Origin of the sequence: Devosia sp. (genome assembly GCF_036406155.1) — a bacterium.
Taxonomy (GTDB): Bacteria; Pseudomonadota; Alphaproteobacteria; order Rhizobiales; family Devosiaceae; genus Devosia_A.
Map to the genome: position 1 here is coordinate 1 of NZ_DASWVV010000170.1, position 22919 is coordinate 22919.

22 protein-coding genes are annotated in these 22919 nt (G+C 69.6%); 11 read left to right on the forward strand and 11 right to left on the reverse strand.

Annotation, left to right across the window (positions count from 1 at the left end):
* Window positions 1–155: 155 nt before the first annotated feature.
* The gene (locus tag VGD93_RS10930; RefSeq protein ID WP_395011963.1) at window positions 156–815 is read left to right on the forward strand and encodes a response regulator; all 660 of its coding nucleotides are present in this window, start codon (window positions 156–158) and stop codon (window positions 813–815) included.
* A 3-nt stretch (window positions 816–818) separates the two neighbouring features.
* Here the strand turns inward: VGD93_RS10930 and VGD93_RS10935 are convergent, their stop codons facing one another.
* Entirely contained in the window at window positions 819–2312 is a 1494-nt protein-coding gene (locus VGD93_RS10935; protein ID WP_395011965.1) for a sensor histidine kinase, read from the reverse strand.
* 131 nt (window positions 2313–2443) lie between these two features.
* On the opposite strand from VGD93_RS10935, the gene ligD reads away from it, so the two are divergent.
* From ligD to VGD93_RS10960, 5 genes are read left to right on the forward strand one after another with little or no spacing between them, the layout of a single operon-like run.
* Window positions 2444–4915 (forward strand): DNA ligase D, encoded by a 2472-nt coding sequence (ligD, locus tag VGD93_RS10940; protein WP_395011967.1) that lies wholly within the window; start codon window positions 2444–2446, stop codon window positions 4913–4915.
* 2 nt (window positions 4916–4917) lie between these two features.
* Window positions 4918–5784, forward strand: coding sequence for a Ku protein (locus tag VGD93_RS10945; RefSeq protein WP_395011969.1), 867 nt, complete (start codon window positions 4918–4920; stop codon window positions 5782–5784).
* A gap of 2 nt (window positions 5785–5786) precedes the next feature.
* Window positions 5787–6887, forward strand: coding sequence for a tetratricopeptide repeat protein (locus VGD93_RS10950; protein ID WP_395011971.1), 1101 nt, complete (start codon window positions 5787–5789; stop codon window positions 6885–6887).
* Window positions 6884–7516 carry an alpha/beta family hydrolase gene (locus VGD93_RS10955; RefSeq protein WP_395011972.1) on the forward strand — a complete coding sequence of 211 codons (633 nt, stop codon included), beginning with the start codon at window positions 6884–6886 and terminating at the stop codon, window positions 7514–7516. Before VGD93_RS10950 ends, VGD93_RS10955 begins: the two co-directional genes overlap by 4 nt.
* Before the next feature lie 5 nt (window positions 7517–7521).
* On the forward strand, window positions 7522–8298 hold the full coding sequence (locus VGD93_RS10960; RefSeq protein WP_395011974.1) for an exodeoxyribonuclease III: 777 nt from the start codon (window positions 7522–7524) through the stop codon (window positions 8296–8298).
* Between the two features lie 16 nt (window positions 8299–8314).
* Here VGD93_RS10960 and VGD93_RS10965 read toward each other — a convergent pair whose 3' ends face one another.
* From VGD93_RS10965 to xylF, 3 genes are all read right to left on the reverse strand, one after another.
* Complete coding sequence (locus VGD93_RS10965; protein ID WP_395011976.1) at window positions 8315–9100, reverse strand: ATP-binding cassette domain-containing protein; 786 nt, start codon at window positions 9098–9100, stop codon at window positions 8315–8317.
* A gap of 9 nt (window positions 9101–9109) precedes the next feature.
* Window positions 9110–10423 (reverse strand): sugar ABC transporter permease, encoded by a 1314-nt coding sequence (locus tag VGD93_RS10970; RefSeq protein ID WP_395011978.1) that lies wholly within the window; start codon window positions 10421–10423, stop codon window positions 9110–9112.
* 138 nt (window positions 10424–10561) lie between these two features.
* Complete coding sequence (xylF, locus tag VGD93_RS10975) at window positions 10562–11602, reverse strand: D-xylose ABC transporter substrate-binding protein (protein WP_395011980.1); 1041 nt, start codon at window positions 11600–11602, stop codon at window positions 10562–10564.
* 170 nt (window positions 11603–11772) lie between these two features.
* Between xylF and VGD93_RS10980 the strand changes: the two genes are divergently transcribed.
* Window positions 11773–12999 (forward strand): ROK family transcriptional regulator, encoded by a 1227-nt coding sequence (locus VGD93_RS10980; RefSeq protein WP_395011982.1) that lies wholly within the window; start codon window positions 11773–11775, stop codon window positions 12997–12999.
* 21 nt (window positions 13000–13020) lie between these two features.
* Here the strand turns inward: VGD93_RS10980 and rbsK are convergent, their stop codons facing one another.
* Together rbsK and VGD93_RS10990 are read right to left on the reverse strand one after the other, a co-directional pair.
* Window positions 13021–13926, reverse strand: coding sequence for a ribokinase (rbsK, locus tag VGD93_RS10985; protein WP_395011983.1), 906 nt, complete (start codon window positions 13924–13926; stop codon window positions 13021–13023).
* Between the two features lie 37 nt (window positions 13927–13963).
* Complete coding sequence (locus tag VGD93_RS10990; protein WP_395011985.1) at window positions 13964–14716, reverse strand: glutamine amidotransferase; 753 nt, start codon at window positions 14714–14716, stop codon at window positions 13964–13966.
* Between the two features lie 207 nt (window positions 14717–14923).
* Between VGD93_RS10990 and VGD93_RS10995 the strand changes: the two genes are divergently transcribed.
* Window positions 14924–16411 carry an ArnT family glycosyltransferase gene (locus VGD93_RS10995; protein WP_395011987.1) on the forward strand — a complete coding sequence of 496 codons (1488 nt, stop codon included), beginning with the start codon at window positions 14924–14926 and terminating at the stop codon, window positions 16409–16411.
* Window positions 16412–16429: 18 nt separating this feature from the next.
* Here the strand turns inward: VGD93_RS10995 and VGD93_RS11000 are convergent, their stop codons facing one another.
* Window positions 16430–17680, reverse strand: coding sequence for an aminopeptidase (locus tag VGD93_RS11000; protein ID WP_395011989.1), 1251 nt, complete (start codon window positions 17678–17680; stop codon window positions 16430–16432).
* Between the two features lie 75 nt (window positions 17681–17755).
* The gene (locus tag VGD93_RS11005; RefSeq protein WP_395011990.1) at window positions 17756–18955 is read right to left on the reverse strand and encodes an MFS transporter; all 1200 of its coding nucleotides are present in this window, start codon (window positions 18953–18955) and stop codon (window positions 17756–17758) included.
* A 217-nt stretch (window positions 18956–19172) separates the two neighbouring features.
* Here VGD93_RS11005 and VGD93_RS11010 point away from each other — a divergent pair, with 217 nt between their 5' ends.
* Window positions 19173–20600 (forward strand): mannose-1-phosphate guanylyltransferase/mannose-6-phosphate isomerase, encoded by a 1428-nt coding sequence (locus VGD93_RS11010; protein ID WP_395011992.1) that lies wholly within the window; start codon window positions 19173–19175, stop codon window positions 20598–20600.
* A gap of 12 nt (window positions 20601–20612) precedes the next feature.
* Here the strand turns inward: VGD93_RS11010 and VGD93_RS11015 are convergent, their stop codons facing one another.
* The gene (locus VGD93_RS11015) at window positions 20613–20816 is read right to left on the reverse strand and encodes a hypothetical protein (RefSeq protein WP_395011994.1); all 204 of its coding nucleotides are present in this window, start codon (window positions 20814–20816) and stop codon (window positions 20613–20615) included.
* A gap of 99 nt (window positions 20817–20915) precedes the next feature.
* Between VGD93_RS11015 and VGD93_RS11020 the strand changes: the two genes are divergently transcribed.
* A complete protein-coding gene (locus tag VGD93_RS11020) occupies window positions 20916–21347 on the forward strand; it encodes a DUF1810 domain-containing protein (protein ID WP_395011995.1) in 432 nt (143 codons plus the stop codon).
* An 84-nt stretch (window positions 21348–21431) separates the two neighbouring features.
* A complete protein-coding gene (locus VGD93_RS11025) occupies window positions 21432–21863 on the forward strand; it encodes a hypothetical protein (RefSeq protein WP_395011997.1) in 432 nt (143 codons plus the stop codon).
* Window positions 21864–21927: 64 nt separating this feature from the next.
* Here VGD93_RS11025 and VGD93_RS11030 read toward each other — a convergent pair whose 3' ends face one another.
* A complete protein-coding gene (locus VGD93_RS11030; protein WP_395011999.1) occupies window positions 21928–22536 on the reverse strand; it encodes a DnaJ domain-containing protein in 609 nt (202 codons plus the stop codon).
* A 60-nt stretch (window positions 22537–22596) separates the two neighbouring features.
* Window positions 22597–22919 (reverse strand): SH3 domain-containing protein (locus VGD93_RS11035; RefSeq protein ID WP_395012001.1); only part of this gene is annotated, 323 nt, incomplete at its 5' end.

Genomic DNA, 22919 nt, shown 5'->3' on the forward strand with positions numbered 1-22919 from the left:
GCAACGGCCGGGCCGACGAGCATCGCGGCAACGGTGGCGATCACGGGAAGGCCGGCGCGGCACGGAACCCGGTCATCGATTAGCCGCAACTGACAGTAGATTCCCGGCGCGCACCCATGGCCGCCGACAGTGCATTCGCAGAGGAACCCCCGAAATTGAGTGTCATCCGCATTGGCTTTGTCGACGACCACCCCACGCTGTTGCGCGGCATCGCGGCGTTGTTCTCGTCCGATCCCGGCTACGACATCGTGGGCACGGGTTCTACCGCCGACGAGGCCGTTGCCCTGGCGAGCCGGCACGTGCCCGACATCCTCACCCTCGATCTCAGCATGCCGGGTGATGCGCTCGCGGCCATCCGGGCCATCGTCGAACGCGGCCCGACCAAGGTCATCGTGTTCACGGCTTTCGCCAATGTCGATCTGGCGCTCAAGGCGCTGGACGCCGGCGCCCACGCCTTTGTGCTCAAGGGCCGTCCGTCCGAGGATCTGCACGCCGCCATCGACTCGGTCCTGGCGGGACAGCTGTTCGTCTCCCCGGATTTTTCGCAGAAGCTGATGCTGGCGTTTCGCAATCGCACCAAGCGCGAGAAGGAACTGCAATCGGCCCGCCTCAGCGCCCGCGAGAAGCAGCTGGTGGAGTGCCTGTTCGAGGCCAAGACCAACAAGGAAATCGCCCGCACGCTGCAGTTGAGCGAGAAGACGGTCAAGCACTACATGACCAACCTCATGAACAAGCTGCGGGTGAAGAACCGCCTCGAGGTCGTGCTGGCGGCGCAGGCCCTGCGCGACAACGGCCTCGGCGAGGGCAGGGAATAGGCGTTACGACCGCGCTGGCGGCAGCGGCACCTGCTCCGTCCGGTAGGGGATTTCCGCCTCCACCCGCGATACCGGGGATGCTCCTACGTCGGCCCGCAGCACGCCGCCGAGCGATTCAACGCGGAAGCGCATGCCGCGCAGGCCGAGCCGCCGCGCGCCCTCGTCGCCCGGTGCAACCTTGTGCCGGGTCGGGTTCTCGATGCGCACGACGAGGCGTCCGTTGGCGCTGCTCGCCGCGACCGCCGTGTCCGGTGCCGCGGCATGGCGGAAGGCATTGTTGAGCGCTTCCTGGATGATGCGGTAGGCGCAGATCTTGACGGCCATCGACACCTCGTCCGGCAGCGGGCCGATCAGCCGCCCCACGCGGGCGCCGGTCGCCTCCTCGTGCCGCGAGATGGCGAGCCCGATGGCGTCACCGAGGCTGAGCGGCGTGAGTTCGGGCAGCACGAGCCCGGTGGAGATGTTGCGCAATTCCTCCATGGTCTCGGTGGCGAGCTGGATGGTGGTGTGCAACTCCGAGACATCGTGGGGCAGGCCGCGCGTTACCTTGGCCGCGGCCTTGCTGAGCCTGAGGATGATCAGCGTCAACAACTGGATCGGGCCGTCGTGGATGTCCGAGCCGACCTGGGCGAGCAGGCTTTCATTGGCGGAGGTGGCATCGAGCCGCAGCCGTTCCGAGGCAGCGTGCAGCGCGTGCACTTCCCTGGACAGCCGCCGCGAGGCCACGAGGTTGCGGGCCAGCCGCGCGCGCTGCCTGGCGACGGTCCGGCTGGCGCGGTCGACGACCAGGTAGAGCACGCCGATGACGCCGAGCCCGATCAGGCCGGCGACGATCCAGACATTGACGAGGGCTCGGAACTGGATGTCGAGCAGCGACTGGGCGCTGTAGTAGAGGGCCGCCACGCCGAACACCTCGTCGGAGCCGGACCGGTGCAGCGGCGTATAGATGCGCAGCACCCTCAGCGTGTGGCTCTCGATCGGCCCGACCGCTTCGAGCGGGATCGGCATGACGCGCGAGGTGACCTCGCCCCGTTCCGCCGCTGCACGAAAATCCTCGGGGCTGATCGGATCGACCAGGCTGCCCTCGGACTCGTAGAGCAACCAGTTATCCCGCCGCCACACCCGGATATGCAGCAGGCGCGTGGAATCCGCCTCGCTGCCGACCTCGAACATCATGTCGAGCGTGGCCCGGTCCGCCGGGCTGATCGGACCTTCGTCGGGCAGGGCGGTGAACCGGTTCGACACCAGCGAGTCGACCGTCGAGGCCCATGAAACCGCGATACCCTGGCTGATGCTGGCCTGCAGATAGTGGCCGATCCAGCTGCCCAGCACCAGCATGGCCAGCGCCACGACCACCACGGCCAGGATGAGGAAGCGCAGCGATAGCGGCAGCAGCCGGTCGAGCCGGGCGGCGGCGAGGCGGATCCGGCGCCCGGCGTCCTTGAGCACGCCGGTCCTGGCGTGGGCCCTGGTCCTGTGCGCGGTCTCTGGCGTCATGCGGGCGGGCGGCCTGGGCTGCACCTTGCTTGCGGTTTCCAAGCGTTCCGCGTTCCCGGCCGCGAAATCAAGCCCAATCGATGGCCACGCCGCACATTGCCCGCCGGGCGCGGCGATGTTTAGCTGCGCTCATGGCCGCAGCAAAGCTCACCGCCTATCGCCGCAAGCGGGATTTTTCGAGGACGCCGGAGCCGGCCGGCGCCGCGCACGACCCCGGGGGGAGCCGCTTCGTCGTGCACAAGCACCACGCCACCGCGGACCATTACGACCTGCGGCTCGAACTGGACGGCGTGCTGAAATCCTGGGCGGTGCCCAAGGGCCCGTCGCTCGATCCCGCCGCCAAGCGCTACGCCGTCGCCACCGAGGACCATCCGCTCGAGTACCTCGATTTCGAGGGTGTGATCCCGGCCGGCGAATATGGCGGCGGGCCGATGATCGTCTGGGACCGCGGCGACTGGGCGCCGATGGGCGATGCCCATGCGGCCCTCGCCTCCGGGGACTTCAAGTTCCGCCTGTGGGGCGAGAAGCTCAAGGGCGGCTGGATGCTGGTGCGCCTCAAGCCGAAGCCGGGCGACGCCAGGGCCGACTGGCTGCTGTTCAAGGAGAAGGACGCCTCCGCCGAGCCGGGGACGGACATCCTTTCCGCCCGCCCGGAAAGCGTGCAGTCGGGCCGCACCATCGAGGAACTTGCGGCCGCCGCCGCGGACCCTGCCCCCGCCGCCCCGGGCCGACCGGTGCGGCTGCGCCCGGGAGCGCTCAAGGGCGCGGTGCGGGCGCCGATGCCGGCGCGGGTGAAGCCGCAGCTCGCCACCCCCTCCCAGGCCCCGCCCTCGGGCCCGGGGTGGGTGCACGAGATCAAGTTCGACGGCTATCGCACCGCCGCCCACTTCGAACACGGCGCCGTCAGCTTCATCACCCGGGCCGGGCTGGACTGGACGCGGCGCTATGGTGAGCTCGCCGCGGCATTCTCCGGACTGCCATGCAAGCAGGCGATCATCGACGGCGAGGTCGTGGTCGTCGATGCGCACGGCGTCAGTCATTTTGCCGATCTGCAGCAGGCGCTCGCCGAGGGGGCGAGCCACCGGCTCACCTACTATGCCTTCGACCTGCCCTATCTCGACGGCTGGGACCTGCGCCAGGTGCCGCTGCTGCGCCGCAAGCAGCTGTTGGCGAGACTTCTTGCCCCCGTTTCCGGCCCGCGTGCGGCGCTGCATTATTCCGACCACGTCGCCGGCAACGGCCAGGCGCTCTACGACCGGGCCTCCGAACTTGGCCTCGAGGGCATCGTCTCCAAGCGCGCCGACGCGCCCTATGTCGAGGCGCGCACCGCCGCCTGGGTCAAGACCAAGGCGCTCGCGGCGGGCGATTTTCCCGTCGTCGGCTACACCCTTTCCGCCGAAGGCGGGGGGCTGGCGGCGCTGGGCTTGGGCGAGTGGGAGGGGGGCGAATTGCACTGGCGCGGCAAGGTCGGCACCGGCTTCGACGCCGGCGAACTGCGCTCGCTGCCGGCCCGGCTGGCGCCGCTGCGCGATGGGGCCCCCACCCTGCCGCGGGCCCCGCGCGACCTGCATGCCGTGCGGCCGGTGCTCACCGCCCGTGTCCACTACGCCAATCGCACGCGCGACGGCAGCCTGCGGCACGCCGTGTTCAAGGGGCTGCGCGAGCCGGAGATCCGGGCCGCCGCCGACGCCGCTCCGCGCCGGCGCTGGATCACCGATGCCGATCTCGCCTCGATCTTCGTGACCAATCCGGGCCGCCGCCTGTTCGGCAGCGCCGGCCCCACCAAGCTCGATGTCGCCGTGTACTACGCGCAGGTCGGGGACTTCATGCTGCCGCACCTCATCGACCGCCCGGTGACGCTGGTGCGCAGCCCGACCGGCAAGGCCGGCGACGTGTTCTACCAGCGCCACCCCTTCAGCGGCATGCCCAAGGCCGTCGACAGCTTCGAGGATGCGGCCGCCGGCGGCGAGAGACGCCGCTTCATCGCCATAGCGGATGCCAAGGGCTACCTGGCGCTGGCCCAGTTCGGCGTCATCGAATTCCACACCTGGGGTTGCCGCCGGGCGGCCCTCGAACGGCCGGACCGCATCACCTTCGACCTCGATCCCGGCGAGGGCGTTGCCTTCCGTGCCACCGTCGCCGCCGCCTTGGCCGTGCGGCAGGTCCTGGCCGGCCTCGGCCTCACCGCTTTCGTCAAGACGTCGGGCGGCAAGGGCCTGCACGTGGTGGTGCCGCTCGAGCCCCGGGCCCGCTGGAAGAGCGTCCACCGGACCACCGGCGAGATCGCCGGCAGCATCGCGGCCGCCCACCCCGACACGTTCGTCACCAGCATGGCCAAGGACAAGCGCCGCAACCGCATCTTCATCGACTTCCACCGCAACGCCCGCAGCGCCACGGCGGCGGCCCCCTACAGTCTTCGCGCCCGCGTGAACCTTCCGGCTTCGGCTCCCGTTAACTGGGATGATCTGGCGAGCATCGACGCTCCGGAGGATTTGAACTATTCTACTTTGCCTGAATTTGTGAGGAGTTCCGGCGATCCTTGGGCCGATATCGACCGTCATGCGGCGATACTGCCTGGAGCGACGGATGAAACGGGAGTGTGACGATGGCGCCGCGGGCCAGTTGGAAGGGCTACCTCAAGCTGTCTCTGGTGAGCTGCCCGGTGCGGCTCTATCCGGCGACCAGTTCTTCGGAGCGCATCAGCTTCAACCAGTTGCACAAGGACACCCACAACCGCATCAACATGAAGCCGGTCGACCCCGAGCTCGGCCTCGTGGAGCGCGCCGATCTCGTGCGCGGCTATGAATACGAGGACAAGCAGTACGTGATCATCGACGATTCCGACCTCGAGGCGGTCCGCATCGAGTCCAAGCACACCCTCGACATCGAGGCCTTCGTGGAGGAAAGCGAGGTCGACGTCATCTATCAGGACGTGCCCTATTACCTCGCCCCCGACGGCGCCATGGCCGAGGAGACCTTCGTCGTCCTGCGTGAGGCCATGCGCCGCTCCGGCAAGCTCGCCATCGCCCGGCTGGTGCTGTCCAGCCGCGAGCGCGTCGTCACCATCGGCGCCCGCGACGAGGGCATGTTCGTGTGTACGCTGCGCAACCCCAACGAGGTGCGCTCCACCGCCGAGTATTTCCGCGACATTCCCGATCTCAAGCCCGATCCGGAGATGCTGGAGCTCGCCGCGAGGCTCATCGAGCAGAAGGTGACGAAATTCGATCCGAAGCGCTACGAGGATCGCTACGAGGCGGCGCTGATGCAGATGATCCGCGAGAAGCTCAAGGGCCACAAGCCGATCCATGCGGCAGCGCCCGAGCGCGGCAACGTCATCAACCTCATGGATGCGCTCAAGCAGAGCCTCGGCCAGGGCAAGCCGCCGGCGGCCAGCAAGTCCAAGGCAGCGGCCAAGCCTGCGGCCAGGCCCGCCGCGAAGCAGGGCGCGAAGCCGGCGCGCAAGAAGGCCTGAGGGTGGGTGCGGGGGCGAGCTACGGCCTCCTCGGCGCGCTTGCCGCGTTTCCGCGGCGTCTCGCCCGGCGCGAGGTCGAATGCCAGGGTGGGGTGTTGCGGCGTGGGTTGACCCGGCGGACCACCCACGCCGTGTTCGGGCGCAGATTGCTCGAGCGGCTGCCCGACGAAGCGATCGCCGCGCATTTCGACGCGGCCGTCGCCGCCGGTGCCGTGCCGCTCAGCGAGAACGGCTTCCGCCGTACCCTCGGCCTGCTCCCCGGCGCCGCGGCGGGAAGCCTGTCGCGCCAGGCGCTGCTCGATCAATCCGGGCTCGCGCCGCGCAGCTTCGATCTGCTGGCGCTGTTCGATGCCTTCGAGCACGACGCCGAGCCCTTCTCGTTCCGCGACGCCATCCTGGCCAAGAGCTATGCCCGTCTTGCCGCCGCCGGAGCCGGCTGGGGGGCGATCGCGCGCTCGGCGCATCGTGCGGGCAAGGTCACCTCGCTCACCGCGCTCGCCCTGCACGCCGGCGAGGATGACGCCATCTACCGCCGCCACGGCGAGGCGCTGACCGAGATCGACGGCCAGCACCTGCTGCCCCTTGCGGCGGACGACGACGACGCCGACGAGTTGTTCGAGGCCGCCGAGGCGGCCGAGGCGGCCGGCGAGCCGGCCCGCGCCGCCGCCCTCTATGCGCGCTATCTGGGGCGCGAGCCCACCGACGCCGTCGCCGCCTTCAACCGCGCCAACGCCCTGCGCGCGGCGGGGGACGTGGCGGGCGCGCGGCATGCCTATGCCCTGGCGCTCAAGCTCGATCCGGGCTTCGTCGAGGCCTGGTTCAATTTCGGCTCGCTCCTGCACGCCGAGGGGCGGCTCGCCGCCGCCCGGGCCCACCTGCTCGAGGCGGTTGCGCTCGACCCCGGTTACGGCGACCCCATCTACAATCTCGCCGTGCTCGCCTACGCGGCCGGCGATCTCGCCGAAGCCCGTGCCTGGTGGGCGCGCTACGTCGCGCTCGACCCCGGTTCCGAGTGGGGCCGGCGCGCCGCCCGCGGCATCAGCTACGTCGACGGCAAGCTCGCCGAGGCGCAACGGGCCGGCGATCCGGGCCGGGTGGCATGACCGATTTCCTGTTCGATGGTCCGGCCGGGGCGCCGGTGACCGTGCTCCTCGCCCACGGCGCCGGCGCGCCGATGGATTCGGCCGCCATGATGGCCGCGGCCCGCGCCCTCGCGGCCGAGGGCCTGCGCGTCGCCCGCTTCGAATTCGCCTACATGGCCGCCCGCCGCACGGCGGCCGGCAAGCGCCCGCCGCCGCGGGCCGAAAGCGTCATGCCCGAATATGCGGCTGCCATCGCGGCGCTGGGCGCGACGGACAAGCTCGTCATCGGCGGCAAGTCGATGGGCGGGCGGGTTGCTTCCATGCTCGCCGACGAGTTGCACGCCGCCGGCAGGGTCGCGGGCCTGCTTTGCCTCGGCTACCCGTTCCACCCGCTCGGCAAGCCCGGGCAGTTGCGTACGGGCCATCTCATGCAGATGCGCTGCCCCGCCCTCATCGTGCAGGGAACCCGCGACCCGATGGGCAGCCGCGAGGAGGTGGCGGGCTACAGCCTGTCGCCGGCCATCCGCATCCTCTGGCTCGAGGACGGCGATCACGACCTGAGGCCGCGCAAGGTCGTCTCCGGCTTCACCGCCGCTGACCATCTGCGGTCAATGGCGTCCGCCGTCAAAGACTTCGCCGCCGGGCTGTGAGCCCGATGAAGCTCGCGACTTTCAACATCAACAACGTCAACCGGCGGCTGCCCAACCTGCTGGCCTGGCTGGCGGCGGCCAGGCCCGACGTGGTGGCCCTGCAGGAGCTGAAGGCGTCGCAGCCGGACTTCCCGCGCGCCGCGCTCGAGGCCGCCGGCTACGGCGCCGTCTGGCGCGGCCAGCGCAGCTGGAACGGCGTCGCCATCCTGGCCCGCGGGGCCGAACCGGTGCTCACGCGCGACGCCCTGCCGGGCGATCCGTCCGACGCCCAGAGCCGCTATATCGAGGCGGCCGTGGGCGGCGTCATCGTGACCTCGCTCTACGCGCCCAACGGCAACCCGCGACCGGGCCCGAAATTCGACTATAAGCTGCGCTGGAACGAGCGCCTGCTGGCCCACGCCGCCGAATTGTTCGCCACCGGCCTGCCGGTGGCGCTGATGGGGGATTTCAACATCGTCCCCGAGCCGCGCGACATCTACGAGACCCGCTCCTATGACGAGAACGCGCTGGTGCAGCCCGAGGCGCGCGCCGCCTTCCGGCGTCTGCTCGCGCAGGGCTGGGTCGATGCGCTGCGCCGGCGGCACCCGAAGGACGACCGGCTCTTTACCTTCTGGGACTACATGCGGAATCGCTGGCCGCGCGACGCCGGGCTGCGCCTGGACCATGTCCTGCTGAGCAGTAGCCTCGCCCGCCGGCTGCGGGCTGCGGGTGTCGACCGCTGGGTGCGCGGGGAGGACAACGCCTCGGACCACGCGCCGGCCTGGGTCGAACTTCGGAGTTGAGCGCCGTTCCTCCGGCTCAGGCCGCCATCGCCCCGGGGCCGGGTACCGCGCCCGGAGGCACCTTGCCCAGGATGATCATCCCCAGCACCTCGTCCTTGCTCACGTCGGCGGTGTGCGCCGTGCCCACCACCTTGCCGTTCTTCATGACCACGATGCGGTCGGCGAGGTCGAAGACGTCGTGGATGTCGTGGCTGATGAGGAAGATGCCGATGCCCTCGGCCTTGAGTTGCTTGATCAGGTCGCCGACCTGCGCCGTCTCCTGCGGGCCGAGCGCTGCGGTCGGCTCGTCCATGATCAGGATGCGGGCGTTGAACAGGATGGCGCGGGCGATCGCCACCGATTGCCGCTGGCCGCCGGACAGCGCCTTCACCGGCTCCTTGAACCGCCGGAAATTCGGGTTGAGCCGGCCCATCACCTCGCGCGCCCGGCTCTCCATGGCGGCGTCGTCGAGCGTGCCGTAGGGCGTCACCAGTTCGCGGCCGAGGAACAGGTTGGCGGCGGCGTCGACATTGTCGGCGACGGCTAGCTGCTGGTAGATCGTCTCGATGCCGTAGGCCTTGGCGTCGCGCGGGTTGTTGATGGTGGCCTCGCTGCCGTCGATGCGGATGATGCCGCTGTCGCGCCGGTAGGCGCCCGACAGGATCTTGATCAGCGTCGACTTGCCGGCGCCGTTGTGGCCGAGCAGCCCGACCACCTCGCCGGGGTACAGATCGATCGAGGCGTCCTCGACGGCGTGCAGGCCTCCGAACGAGATCGAGATGGCCTCCATCTCGACGAGCGGCGTCTTCTTCTTGTCGAGCATCGAGCCCTCCTAGTTGGCGCGGCGGCGGTACAGCGTGTCGAGCCAGACCGCGAAGACCAGAACCACACCGACGACGATGGATTGCAGCGGGCTGTCGACGCCGATGAGCACCATGCCCGATTGCAGCGACTGCATGACCAGGGCGCCCAGCATGGCCCCGGCGATGGTCCCGACGCCGCCCGACAGCGAGGTTCCCCCGATCACCGCCGCGGCGATCACATAGAGTTCGTCCAGCGTGCCCAGCGCGTTGGTCGCCGCGTTGAGCCGGGCCACCGAAATGGCGGACGAAATGCCGACCAGCGCCCCCATCAGGATGAAGATCTTGACCGTCACCCAGCGGGTGTTGATGCCGGCGAGATCGGCGGCCTCCGGGTTGCCGCCCATGGCGAAGACGTAGCGCCCGAAACGGGTGCGCGTGGCGATGAAGGTCATCACGATTCCCACGGCGATGGCGACCAGCACCGGAATGGCGACGCCGTGCGGGATGACCAGCCCGCCCTCGGGCACCGGGATACCCCTGGCCTCCGCATAACGCTGCGCGATGCGGATCGGCCAGGGATAGGCGTTTGCGATCCAGGCGGCGGCGGCGATGGCGGCGCAGCCGAGGGCGCCGAGCGTGGCTTCTGCCCAGATCGGGCGCAGCGGAAAGTGGAAGCGGCGCCGCTGCCGGCGACCGAGCCAGATGAGGAAGACGATGGCGATGCAGCCGATGGCGGCCACGGCCCAGGTCGGCCAGAATCCGATGGAGCCGGCGGGGCCGCCGCCGAGCAGCTGGAAGGAGGCGTCCATCGGCGCCACGGTGCGGCCCTTGGTGATCCACCAGGCGCCGCCGCGCCAGACCAGGTAGCCGCCGAGCGTGACGATGAAGGCGGGAACCTTGAAGTAGGCGATGATGGTGCCCTGCAGCCCGCCGATGGCAGCGCCGGTCACGATGCCGGCGAGGAGCGCCAGCCCCCAGATGGCGGGGTGCCCGAAGCCGAGGATGTGCGGCAGGATCTCGGCCTGGGTCACGCCCATGACCATGCCGATGAACCCCAGGATCGAGCCGACCGACAAATCGATGTGGCGGGTGACGATGACCAGTACCATGCCGGTCGCCATGATCGCCACCGACGCCGTCTGCACCGACAGGTTCCACAGATTGCGCGGGGTCAGGAACAGCCCGCCCGACAAGTTGTTGAAGGCCAGCCAGATGATGATCAGGGCGCCCAGCATGCCGAGCAGGCGCGTGTCGAGCTCGGTGGCGTCGAAGAAGCGCCGCAGGGCGCCGAACGCCGGCTTGCGCGCGGCGGTGGCCGTCGAGACGGCGGGCTGGTCAGCCATTGCAGGGTCCTCCTCGCGCAAACAGGGGCCGGCCCGCTGCTCGCGCGGGTCCTGAATCCGGCCGCATCATAGCACGCGCGGCGCCGTGGCGCAGGCGTGGCCGCGCCGGATGCCGCGGCATCCGGCGCGTGTTTCGGTTCAGCCGCACACGGCGACGGTACCGGGCGCCACGCCCTGGCAGACGACATCCTTCGATACCCACCCGGCATCGATGACGACGTCGAGGTTGTCCCGCGTGATCGGCACGGGAGCGAGCAGCACGGCGTTCATCTCGATGCCCTTCGGCCCGTTGTTGAACTTGATGGCGCCCTCCACCGCGTCGAGGGCGGTGCCGCCGGCCAGCGCGACCGCGATCTCGGCCGCCTTCTTGCCCAGTTCACGCGCGTCCTTCCACACCGACACCGTCTGCGTGCCGAGCGCGATGCGGTTGAGCGCGGCGTGGTCGCCGTCCTGGCCGGAGACCGGCACCGAGCCGGCGAGGCCCTGTGCGGTGAGCGCCGCGATGGCGCCGCCGGCGGTGCCGTCATTGGAGGCGACCACGGCGTCGATGTCGTTGTTGTTGGCGGTCAGGAACTGCTCCATATTCGCCTGCGCGACTTCGGGGTTCCAGTTGTCGGTGTAGGCCTCGCCGACATTCTTGATCTTGCCGGCGTCGATCGCGTCCTTCAGTACCTCCATCTGGCCCTCGAACAGGAAGTCGGCGTTCGGGTCGGCGCTGTTGCCCTTGATGAAGACGTAGTTGCCCTCAGGCTGCACGGCGAAGACGCCGCGGGCCTGCATGCGGCCCACTTCCTTGTTGTCGAAGGTGAGGTAGAAGGCCTCCGGGTTCTCGATCAGGCGGTCGTAGCCGATCACCGGAATGCCTTCGGCCACCGCCGCCGCCACGGCGGGCGCGATCGCCTCGGAATCCTGCGCCAGCACGATGAGCGCGTTGGCACCCTGGGCGATCAGGCTCTCGATGTCGGTCAGCTGCTTGGACGCGGACGACTGCGCGTCGGCGGAGATGTACTTGTCGCCGTTGGCCTCGATGACCGCCTTCATCGCGGCCTCGTCGGTCTTCCAGCGCTCTTCCTGGAAATTGTTCCAGCTGACGCCGATCACCAGGTCCTTGGCAAGCACGGTGCTGGCCGTGCCGGCAATGACGGTCGAGCAGAGCAGGACCGCAAACAGGTTCTTCATGTCTTCCTCCCGTGGCGGCCACGCCGCCGCTGACGCAATGGCTTTTTGTGAGCATTAATTTTACTGCTCGAAAAAACTGTTTGCACGGCAGGCGTGCGCGAGTCAATTGAGATTTGACGGCGACAATGGTTTCGTCCCGGCGGGGCAATCCCGGGGAACGGCAGGGGTAGATGGACAAGGGCGTCGGCGACAGCGACTCGGTGCGACGGCAGAATCGCGCGCTCGTGCTCGAGGCGCTGCGCGCGGCCGGCTCGCTGGCGCGCACCCAGCTCGCCGCTGCCACCGGCCTCAGCCATGCCTCGATCACCGCCATCACCCAGGCGATGATCGCCCAGGGCGTGCTCGCCGACCGGCCGGGGCCGCGCGGCGACCAACGGGCCCCCGGCCGGCCGGCGGTGCAGATCGGCTTCAACCGCGCCGCCGCCTATGTCGTCCTCGTCGAGCTCGAGGTGAACCGGGCCCGCCTGTCGCTGGTGGACTATGGTGGCACCCTGGTCGACCGCATCGAGGCGCCGCTTACGCCCGCGAGCTTTCGCGAGCTGCCGGCGGCGCGCATGCTGGTCGAGCGCATCGGCCAGTTGCGGCAGCGCGACCCGGCGGAGACGGCGCGGCTGCGCCGCATCGCCATTTCGGTGCAGGGCATCCTCGACAAATCCGGCAGCAGCCTCGCCTGGTCGCCCGTGCCCGGCCTCGCCGGTGCCGACCTGGTGACGCCGCTGCGCGACACGTTCGGCGTGCCGGTGACGCTGTCCAAGCGCGGGCGGCTCCTTGCCGAAGGGACGCGGCGGCTGGACCCGAGCCTGGGCGATGCGAGCATCGCCACCGTGTTTCTCGGCTCCACCGTCGCCATGGGGCTGTCGGCTCCCGGGCGCTGGCTCGGCCGCGGCGAAGAGGGGGCCACCGAGTTCGGCCACATGAACCACGTGCCCAATGGCGCGCTGTGCCGCTGCGGCATGCGCGGCTGCATCGAGGCCTACGCCGCCGACTACGGTATCCTGAGAACAGCGTTTTCGGTCCCGGAGACGACACCGCCCGCGGCCGCCATTCCCGCGGCGGAGTTCGACCACCTCATCAGCCGCGGCATGAACGGCGACCGGGCCGCGACCCACGGCTTCAACCTCGCCGGCCGCGCCATCGGCTACGGGCTGAGCCGCCTGCTGGCGCTGTTCGCGCCCAGCCATGTGGTGATCGTCGGCCCGGGGACGCGCGCCTTTGCGCTGATGCGGGCCGAGATCGACCTGGCGCTCGCCGGCTCGCTGGTCGGGCGCATCTCGGGACTGCCCCAGTTGCGCACCCTCAGCGACGAGAGCGAGCCGGTGTTCAAGGGGCTGGTGGCCGAAACCCTGCGCCAGCTCGACGAAACCGAGATCGCGGCCCTGCCGGCCATCGTGCCCTGACCCTGCCTGCGGGGCGGCCGGTCAGGCGAGCAGGACGTCGATGGCGGCGCGACCGGGCATCGACGGGGCAGTCCCGGGCTTCTGCACCGAGAGCGCCGCCGCGGCGCAGCCGAAGCGCACCGCCTCGAGCGGCGGCCGCCCTTCGGCCAGCGCCACGGCAAAGGCGCCGTTGAAGGCGTCACCCGCCCCGGTGGTATCGACCACGTTGGCGACCGGGAACGCCGGGACGATGGCGGTCCCGGCTGCCCCATGCAGCAGCGCCCCCTTCTCGCCCAGGGTGATCAGCGCGTTGCGGGCGCCGCGGCGCACCAGTTCATTTGCCGCGGCCAGCACCTGCGCGTCGGTCTCGACCGGCAGGCCGGTAAGGCTGGCGGCCTCCGTCTCGTTGGGGGTGACGTAGTCGCAGAGCGGCCAGATGGCGTCGTCGACGGCGACGGCGGGTGCCGGGTTGAGGATGGTCGTCACCCCGTGCCGGCGCGCCAGCCGCAGGCCTTCGAGCGCCGCTCCGATCGGCTGCTCGAACTGGGTCATGAACACCCTGGCGCCGGCGATGGCAGCTTCGGCCCGCGCCACGTCGGCGGTCGACAGCCTCCCCGCCGCACCGCTCTCGACGATGATGGCGTTGTCGCCCGTTTCGGTGGAGACGAAGATGAAGGCGGCGCCGGTCGGCGCGCTTTCGTCCGTGACGATCGTGGCGGTGTCGATGCCGGCTTCCTGCCAGGCCTGCCGGGCCATCGTGCCGAAGGCGTCGTTGCCGATGCGGGTGATGAGGCCGACATCGCCGCCGGCGCGGGCGGCCGCGATGGCCTGGTTGCTGCCCTTGCCGCCGGGGCCGCTGGCGAAGCCGCTGCCCAGGATGGTTTCGCCCATCACCGGCAGGCGCGGCGCCCGGAAGGCGAGATCGGCAACGAAGATGCCGAGGACCATGACCGCTGCCAGTTCTTCCTCCTGCTCCCTCGGCGCCTCACGGGCGCCCCGTGGTCCAGCTCACGATCTGGTCCCACAACGCGGCATAGCCCTGCCATTCGATGAAGCCGGGCGGTGCCCAGTGCGGTCCGCAGTCGGAGGTGAAGGCGACGCTGCGGCCCTTGCCGAAGCCGCCGGCCGCGATCAGCACGTCGGTGCCGACGGTGGCGACGATTTCAGCCCCGGGCCGGGCGGCGACGCGGTTGTAGCCGAGCAGCCGCGGCCAGGTGTCGCCCAGCCCTTCCCCGATGCGGTGGCCCTTGAGCACCACCTGCGGCGTGATGCCCTGTGGCACCTCCACCCGGTCGTCGTTGGGCGACAGCGTCACCGGCAGCGCCTCCTCCACCGCGGTGCCGGCGTAGCGGGCCTTGCCCTCGATGCCCTGGAACGTCATGTAGCCGCCGACCATCACCAGGCCGCCGCCGGCGGCGACGTAGTCGCGGATCGCCTCGAGCCGGTTGGGCAGGGTCTTCGAGCGCGTGAACGTATCGGGATGCAGCAGCAGCGTGTTGGCCCCGATATCGCTGAGCAGTACGCAGTCGAAGGCCCCGAGCGCGTCGGCGGTGGCCGGGAAATCGCGGGCGGCGACGTGTGACGGCATGTAGTCGACGCTCCACCCGGCCGCCTCCAGCGCCTCGCGCAGCCAGCGCACGCCTTCGGCGTATTCGGTGGTGGTGAAACTGTCGAAGCCCTTCTGGTGAATCGAGTGCACGGTCCACGATTCGCCGGCGATCAACACGCGCTTGGTCATGGTGCCGGACCGTCCCCTCCCGTGGGCAGCAAGCCTCCTACCGATAAGTGCTGCAACCGTTTCCGTAAAGCCGCACGCATCGCGGACGCGACGCCTGCCGGGCGTGCCGACGACGTGCTGCGCACAAAAGTGCCGGCGCCGCCGCGGGGGTGCTTGCCTCCGCGGCCAATTCCGTTATGCCTCGGCGCGCTGGCAACGGAGTGTCGAATGGCGGTGGCGGCGGCGGAGACCCAGGTGGGCGGGGAGCGGCAATCGCGTCTCGCCCTGCAGCTTCTCGTCGGCTACTTCCTCGCCCTCAAGCTGTGGTTCGACCTCGGCGTCGACCCCATGGGCGACGAGGCGTATTACTGGATGTGGGGCCAGTACCCCGCCTGGTCGTATTTCGACCATCCGCCCCTGCACGGCTGGCTGCTCGGCCTCGTGGCGCAGCTGTTCGGCTGGCACCCGTTCAATGTCAGGCTGCTGACCTGGGTCACGCTGCTGGGCACGCTTGCCATCTTCTGGGACTGGGCGCGCCGCATGCTACCGGACGATCCGCAGCGCTATTTCTGGCAAACCGCCGCCATCTATCTGGCCACGCCCGTGCTCTGGCTGATGAGCACCTTCGCCTTCCACGACCACCTGCTGCTCTTCCTCGTCGTCGCCGCCGCCCGCTTCTTCCTGAAATTCGCCGACCAGTGGGAGACGGGTGGCCGTTCCGTCCGCGACCTCTACCTCGGCGCCGTCTGCCTCGGGCTCGCCGTGCTCACCAAGTACAACGGCGTGTTCCTCGGCTTCGGCTTCGGCCTCATGGTGCTCGTCCGCCCGCGGCTGCGCACGGCGCTGGCCTCCCCGCATCTGTGGCTGGCGGCGCTCCTCAGCGTCCTGATGCAGGCGCCGGTGCTGTACTGGAACCTGGCCGAAGGCTTCGCTTCCTACCGGTTCCACCTCAACGATCGGCTGACTGGAAGCTGGGACGACCTCAAGCTCTGGTACCCGCCGGACTTCGTCGCGAACATGGCATTGGTCATCTCGCCGTTCTTCTTCATCGCCCTGTTCCGCCTGCGGCGCGACCGCTCGCAGTCCGATTTCGAGCACCGCGCCCGCGCTCTGGCGCTGGCGGTGTTCGGCGTCTCCACGGCGACGTTCCTGGCCGTGTCGCTGTTCGTCTATGTCTATTTCTACTGGAACATCGTCGGCTACGTGTCGCTGATCGCGATCGCCTTCCGCTATATTGGCCAGCGCTGGCTGTTCCGGCTGCATCTGGCGTTCGGCACGGTCATGGCGACGCTCCTGACCGTCAACTTCACCGTGCTGCCGCTGGTGCCCTTCTTCGGACTTCCCGATTGGGGCACCGCCGCCAACTACGGCTGGGGCGAGCTGGCGCAGGAGGTCGAGGCGCTGCACGAGCAGCATCCGCAAGCCTTCCTCGCCGCGACACGCTACACCTACGCCGCCCAGCTCGGCTTCCAGTTGCACGACAAGAGCGTCACCTCGTTCAACACCCTGCGCGACCAGTACGATTTCTGGACCGACCGGGCCGCGCTCAGGGGCAGGGACGCCATCATCGTCGCCGACGGCGCCTGGCCCATCCGCTTCGCCCGATCCCAGTTCGAGACGATGACGCCGCTCAAGCAGGTCGAAATCACCCGCCTCGGCCGGCACGTGACGACGTTCGAGGTGTATCTGGGGGAGAACTACGCGCCGACCGAGTAGCGGCGCAACGAGTCCGCCCTACGCCCACTCGCCCTTGCGCATCACCGCTACCCGGCTGCCGTCGGCATGGACGCCGTCGATGTCGATCTCGGCCGAGCCGATCATCCAGTCGATGTGGATGAGGCTCCTGTTGCCGCCCTGCGCCGCGATCTGCTCCGGGCTGAGCGACTTGCCGCCCTCGAAGCAGTCGGCATAGCACTGGCCCATGGCGATGTGCGACGCCGCGTTCTCGTCGAACAGCGTGTTGAAGAACAGCAGGCCGGACTTGCTGATGGGCGAGGAATGCGGCACCAGCGCCACTTCGCCCAGCCGCCGCGCGCCCTCGTCGGTGTCGAGCACCTTGTTGAGCACCTGGCCGCCGCTGCTGGCCTTCACCTCGACGGCACGGCCGCCCTCGAAGCGCATTTCGATGTCCCGGATCAGCGTTCCCTGGTGCGCCAGCGGCTTGGTGGCGCGGACATAGCCGTCGACGCGCTGCGCATGCGGGGTGGTGAACACCTCCTCGGTCGGGATGTTGGGGTTGCAGGTGATGCCGTTCTTGGCTTCCGAGGCGCCGCCCTTCCACTTGTGGCCGTCGGCGAGGCCGACGGTCAGGTCGGTGCCCGGCCCGGTATAGTGCAGCGCGTAGAAATTGTTCTCGTTGAGCCAGGTGTAGCGCGCCTTGAGGTTGGCGTTGTGCTCGCGCCAGGCGGCGATCGGATCGGCGACGTCGACGCGGGAGGCAGAAAAGATCGCTTCCGCCAGCCTCTCCACGGCAATGTCTTCTTCATCGTCGGGGAACACCTGCTTCGCCCACGACGTGCTGGGGTAGGAAACGATGTTCCAGTTGATGTCGAAGCTGGTGATCTTTTCGAGCGCCGGCTTGTAGGCCATCGAGTTGGCGCGGTTGGCGCGGGCGACCTTCTCCGGGTCCTCGTTCGCCAGCAGCATCGGATTGTCGCCGGCGATGGCGAGCCGTGCGGCATTGCCGGCGAACGCCCTGGCCATGCCCTCGTACAGCCAGCCCGGCGCCCGGTCGAAGCTCGCCTCCGGGGCATTGCGATAACGGCTGAGCGTGATCTCCTCGTCCGAGAAGATGGGCTGCACCAGGCCCGCGCCCGCCTTGTAGGCATGCTCGGCGATGCGGCGGACCAGCGGCAGCGCCGCCACCGGCGCCGTCAGCACCAGGTCCTGCCCCTTCTGCAGCTGCAGGCCGACCTTGATGGCGACTTCGGCCAGCTTGTCGAGCTTGACCGGATCGATGGGGCTCCTGGGGGACTGGCTGGCCATGGCTGTGCGCACCTCTGCTTCGTGGGGAGCCAGTGGCATAGCCAATCCGGGCGCGGCATGCCAGCCCGCCCGCTTCTATCGCCGTCGCGTCGAGGGCAGGAACACCGTCAGCAGCCCGGCCAGCGGCAGGAACGAGCACAGCCAGTACACGAAGCCGATGCCCCCCACGTCCGCGAGCGCGCCCAGCGCCGCCGCGGCGATGCCGCCGGCGCCGAAGGCGAAGCCGAAGAAGATGCCGGCGACCATGCCCACCCGCCCCGGCATCAGCTCCTGCGCGAACACCACGATCGCCGGGAAGGCCGAGGAGAAGATGAGGCCGATGAGGATGGTCAGCACGACCGTCCAGGTGAGGTCGGCATAGGGCAGCGCCAGGGTGAACGGCAGCACGCCCAGGATCGAGAACCAGATGACGAACTTGGCCCCGAAACGATCGCCGATCGGTCCACCTGCGAAGACGCCGGCCGCCGCCGCGCCGAGATAGGCGAACAGCAGCAGCTGGCTGTCCTGCACGCTGACGCCGAAGCGCTCGATGAGGAAGAACGTGTAGTAGCTCGACAGGCTCGCCATGTAGGTGTTCTTGGTCAGCGTCAGGATGGTGAGGACGAGCAGGGCGACCACGGTCGTGCGCCGGTCGAACAGCGGGGTGGTGCTCAGCGCCGGGCGTCCGGCATTGGCGCGGCGGTGCGCCGCGTACCAGCCGCCGACGCGCCACAGCGTGAAGATGCCGACGAGCGCTGCCAGCGCGAACCAGCTCACGCTCGCCTGCCCGCGCGGCAGCACGACGAAGGCGGCGAGCAGCGGCCCGGCCGCCGAGCCCGCATTGCCGCCGACCTGGAACAGCGACTGCGCCAGCCCGTGCCGTCCGCCCGAGGCCAGCCGCGCGACGCGCGAGCTTTCCGGATGGAACACCGCCGAGCCGAGCCCGATGCAGGCGGCGCCCAGCAGCAGCAGCCAGTAGCTGTCGGCAAAGCCCAGGATGATCAGCCCGACGAGGCTGGAACTCATCCCGACCGCCAGCGAATAGGGCAGCGGGTGCCGGTCGGTATAGATGCCGATGGCCGGCTGCAGCATCGAGGCCGTCACCTGGAAGGTGAACGTCAGCAGCCCGATCTGCACGAAGTCCAGCCCGTAATTGGCCTTGAGGATGGGATAGATCGCCGTCAGCAGCGACTGCATGATGTCGTTGACGAAGTGGCTGAAGGCGAGCGCGACGATGATGGCGAGCGTGGTCTCGCCGGCTTGGGCGGGCTTGGTCGCCGCCACGGTTTCGGACAATTACGGGCTCCAGTATGCGGATGTCGCCGCGGCGGACGCGGCGGCTCGGGATTCGGCCGCCAGATAATGTCACCGAGCGGCCGCCAAATCTGCATCAAAACGCAGCTTGCAGCGATTCCGTGGCGATGCCGCCGGCCGTGGCCGCGAAGCGCGCCAAATCCGCTTGCAGCCGGCGCCGCTTCTGCCGATAAACGGGGCCGGTCTGCGGAGTTGGTGCATGCCTCGGTTGATGGTTCCTGTGGTTTTGGCCGGCGGGCAGGGGACGCGCCTGTGGCCGCTGTCGCGCTCCGCCCGGCCCAAGCAGTTTCTCGCCTTGACCGGCGCCCTGAGCCCGTTCCAGGAGACGTTGCAGCGCGTGGCCGACACCGCCCGCTATGCTCCGCCCGTGGTCATCACCAATGCCGAGTACCGCTTCCTCGTGGCGGAACAGGCGCAGGAACTGGGCCTCGAACTGTCCGGCGTGCTGCTCGAACCGGTGGCCCGCAACACCACCCCGGCGATCGCCGCCGCGTCCTTCTTCGTCGCCGGCAGGTTCGGTCCCGAAACGGTCCTGCATGTGCTGCCTTCCGACCATTCCGTTCTGACCGATGCGGATTACTGGCGGGCGGTCGATTGCGCCGCCGGAGCGGCACGCGCCGGGCGCCTCGTGACCTTCGGCATCACCCCGACCGCGCCGGTAACGGGCTACGGCTATGTCGAGGCCGGCGAACGCACGGGCGAAGGCGTGCACGCGGTGGCCCGCTTCATCGAGAAGCCCGATCGCGCCAGCGCCGAGCGGATGCTGGCGGCCGGCGGCTTCTACTGGAATTCGGGCATGTTCATGCTGGCGGCGGGCGGGTTTCTCGCCGAGGCCGAGGCGCTGTCGCCCGAGAGCCACGCGGCCGCCCGCGACGCCGTCGACCGGGCCCGGGTCGACCTCGATTTCGTGCGCCTCGACGAAGCCAGCTTCGCGGCGGCGCCGAACATCTCGGTGGACTACGCCATCTTCGAGAAATCGCGGCTGGTGTCGCTCGTGCCGGTGAGCTTCCCGTGGTCGGACCTGGGCAGTTGGGACGCGGTGTGGAAGGTCTCGGGCAAGGACGCGGCGGGCAATGTCGTCAAGGGCGAGGCGACGCTCTCCAATACGCGGAACTCGCTGGTGGTTTCCGAGAAGGCCCATGTCGCCGTCGAGGGGCTCGACGACGTCGCCGTCATCGCCTCCGAGGATGCCATCTATGTCGGCCGGCTGTCGGAGGCCCAGAAGGTCGGCCCCATGGTCACGCTTCTCAAGGCCAATCCGGCGACGGCCTCCATTACCCAGATTCATCGCACGGCCTACCGGCCATGGGGCGGCTATTCGTCGATCCTTGCCGGCGACCGCTTCCAGGTGAAGCGGCTGTTCGTCAAGCCGGGCAAGAAGCTCAGCCTGCAGAAGCACCATCATCGTTCCGAGCACTGGATCGTGGTGCGCGGCACCGCCGAGGTGACCATCGACGGCACCGTCTCCATGCTGTCAGAGAACGAGAGCATCTACCTGCCGCTCGGCTGCACCCACCGGCTCGCCAACCCGGGCAAGATCCTGCTGGAACTCATCGAAGTGCAGACCGGCTCCTATCTCGGCGAAGACGACATCGTCCGCATCGAGGACGAGTTCGGCCGCAGCTAGGCCGGGAGCCGCCTATTGCCGGAGCGGTGTGTCTTCGCCCGGGAACGGCTCGCGGGCCGGCGGCAGGTCGGGCAGGTCGCCCGGCTTGTCGGGGTTGGGGAAGGGCGCGCGGCCAGGGTCGGGGTCGGGCAGCGGCCCCGGCTGGAACGGCGGGACCTTGCCGGGGCGGCCATCGCCGGGCAGGTCGGGGATGTCGGGTTCGGGGGGCATGTGCATGGCAGCGCTCCTCTGTGTCCTCGGGTGCAACCGGCGGCGGCGCGGGAAGTTCCCTGCCGGTTTTCGTCGCGTTAGGCTTGCGGCCAGGGAGGTGCGCGCATGTTCGAGCATTTCGTCGCGGCCCAGGACCGCGTCTATGCCGCGGTGACGGCGGAGTTGCGCGCCGGGCGCAAAGCGAGCCACTGGATGTGGTTCGTCTTTCCCCAGCTCAGGGGGCTGGGCTCGAGCCCGATGGCCCAACGCTACGGCCTTGCCGACCTTGACGCGGCCCGCGCCTACCTTGCGCACCCCGTGCTGGGGCCGCGCCTGCTGGAATGCACCGGGTTGGTCAATGCCGTGGCCGGCCGCAGCGCGCACGCGATCTTCGGCAGCCCGGACGATCGCAAGTTCCGCTCCTCGATGACGCTGTTCGCCCGCGCCGCGCCGGGCGAGCCGGCATTCCCGGCGGCGCTCGACCGGTATTATGGCGGGATCGGCGACCCGCTCACCCTCGAGCGGCTCGGCGAGGCGGTTGGCAACGCCGAAAAGTGATCGGCGGGATGCGCGAGTTGATGTGTGGGGGCGGCGTGGCGGTGCTAGGCTTTCGGCCGTGAGGATCTCTGAAAGGAGGCTCCTATGAAGCACCAGAACCCCCACCAGATGCCGGTAGCCGAAATCGTGCCTTCGCTCGACGGGGTCGTGGCGCTGTCGCGCCGCGAGCGCTTGTTGCGCTGGGCCGATGCCCTGGCGGCGCACGGCGGATCGCTCAGCGCCCTCAGGGAGATCGAGTATCTGTCGCCGGCGGAGCGCCGCGCCTATCGCGGCGACAACACCCCGCTCACCGTCGCCTATCACGATGCGGTCCTGCGCCGGGCCGGCGTCAGCGACGACACGCTCGGCACCGCGATGGATTTCTTCGAGATCACCGACGAGGATGCGCATCGCCTGCTGTGCGACTGCAACTACCTGGGAACCATGACCGGGACCGGGTTGGCGCAGCGCCTGCGCCACTTTGCCGATCACGGCAAGGTTGGTGTCTGGGGCTGGGCGCGCAGCATCCTGGGCTGACCCGCCGCACCGACGGCATGGGGCGCGCAGCCGCGGCCCCTGCTGCACGCCGGCTCGGGGCGGCCTAAGGCGCCGCCTCGAGCGCGGAGATGAGTTCGACTTCCGAGCGGTAATTGCCCAGCTCGACGATGGCCGTCTCGAGGATCAGCAGCCGGCGGCGCAGCACGGCCCGCTCCTTGGCGCGGGTGGCGATCTGCGCATCGAGCCGGCTGGCGAACACGTTCTCGGCGCCGTCGCTGCGGGTGATGCGCGCCCGCAGCGCCGACAGCGCGGCGATGGCGCGATCGCTGCTGGCGAGGCTGGCCCTGGCGTCGCCGAGCCCGCTCGTCACCGCCGCCTTCATCTGTTCGACGAAATTGACCCGGGCCAGGGGCAGGCCGGTGGCCACGGCCGTCTCCACCGCGGCATCGAACATGTCGGCGAGGATGCCGGCGACGTCGCGCCGGAATGTCTTGACGCCATCCTCGTCGATGATGCCCGCCTCGTCGTAGAGCCGACGCGCCTCCGGGTCGGACAGCAGGCCGAAGGCCTTGACCACGGCGATGAACTCCGCCGGGTCGCCGCCGCGGTCCGGGTGGGTCAGGCGCACGCGCTGCCGGTAGGCCGCCTTGACGGCGTCGGCGGTAGCGGCCCGGGCCAGCCCGAGCGTCAGGTAAGGGTCGAAGCGCTGCATGCGCGCTTCATAACAGGCAATCCCCGGCAAGGACCAGCACCGGCCGGCGCGCGCCCCTCGTCACGGTGCGGTCTGCGACAGATACTTGACGAAGGCCCAGCCGCTGACGTCCCCCGCCGCCACCTTGGCCCAGTTGCCCTCGCGCCCGGAGACGTCGACCGCGGTACCGCGCGGCAGCGCCCCGACCGGCTGGCTCTGGCTGTTGGGCTCGGCCCGGATGTTGAGGGCCCGCGCCGTCACGTACCATTTTTCGGTCCGTATCTCGGGCTCTGCCGCCGCCAGCGGCTGCACCGACAGCGACACCGGGGCCGGCGGTGGCTCGGCCGGCCGCGCCGGCGCCGGGGGCGGGATGCGCACCACGTAGCTGGGCAGGCCTGGGGTCC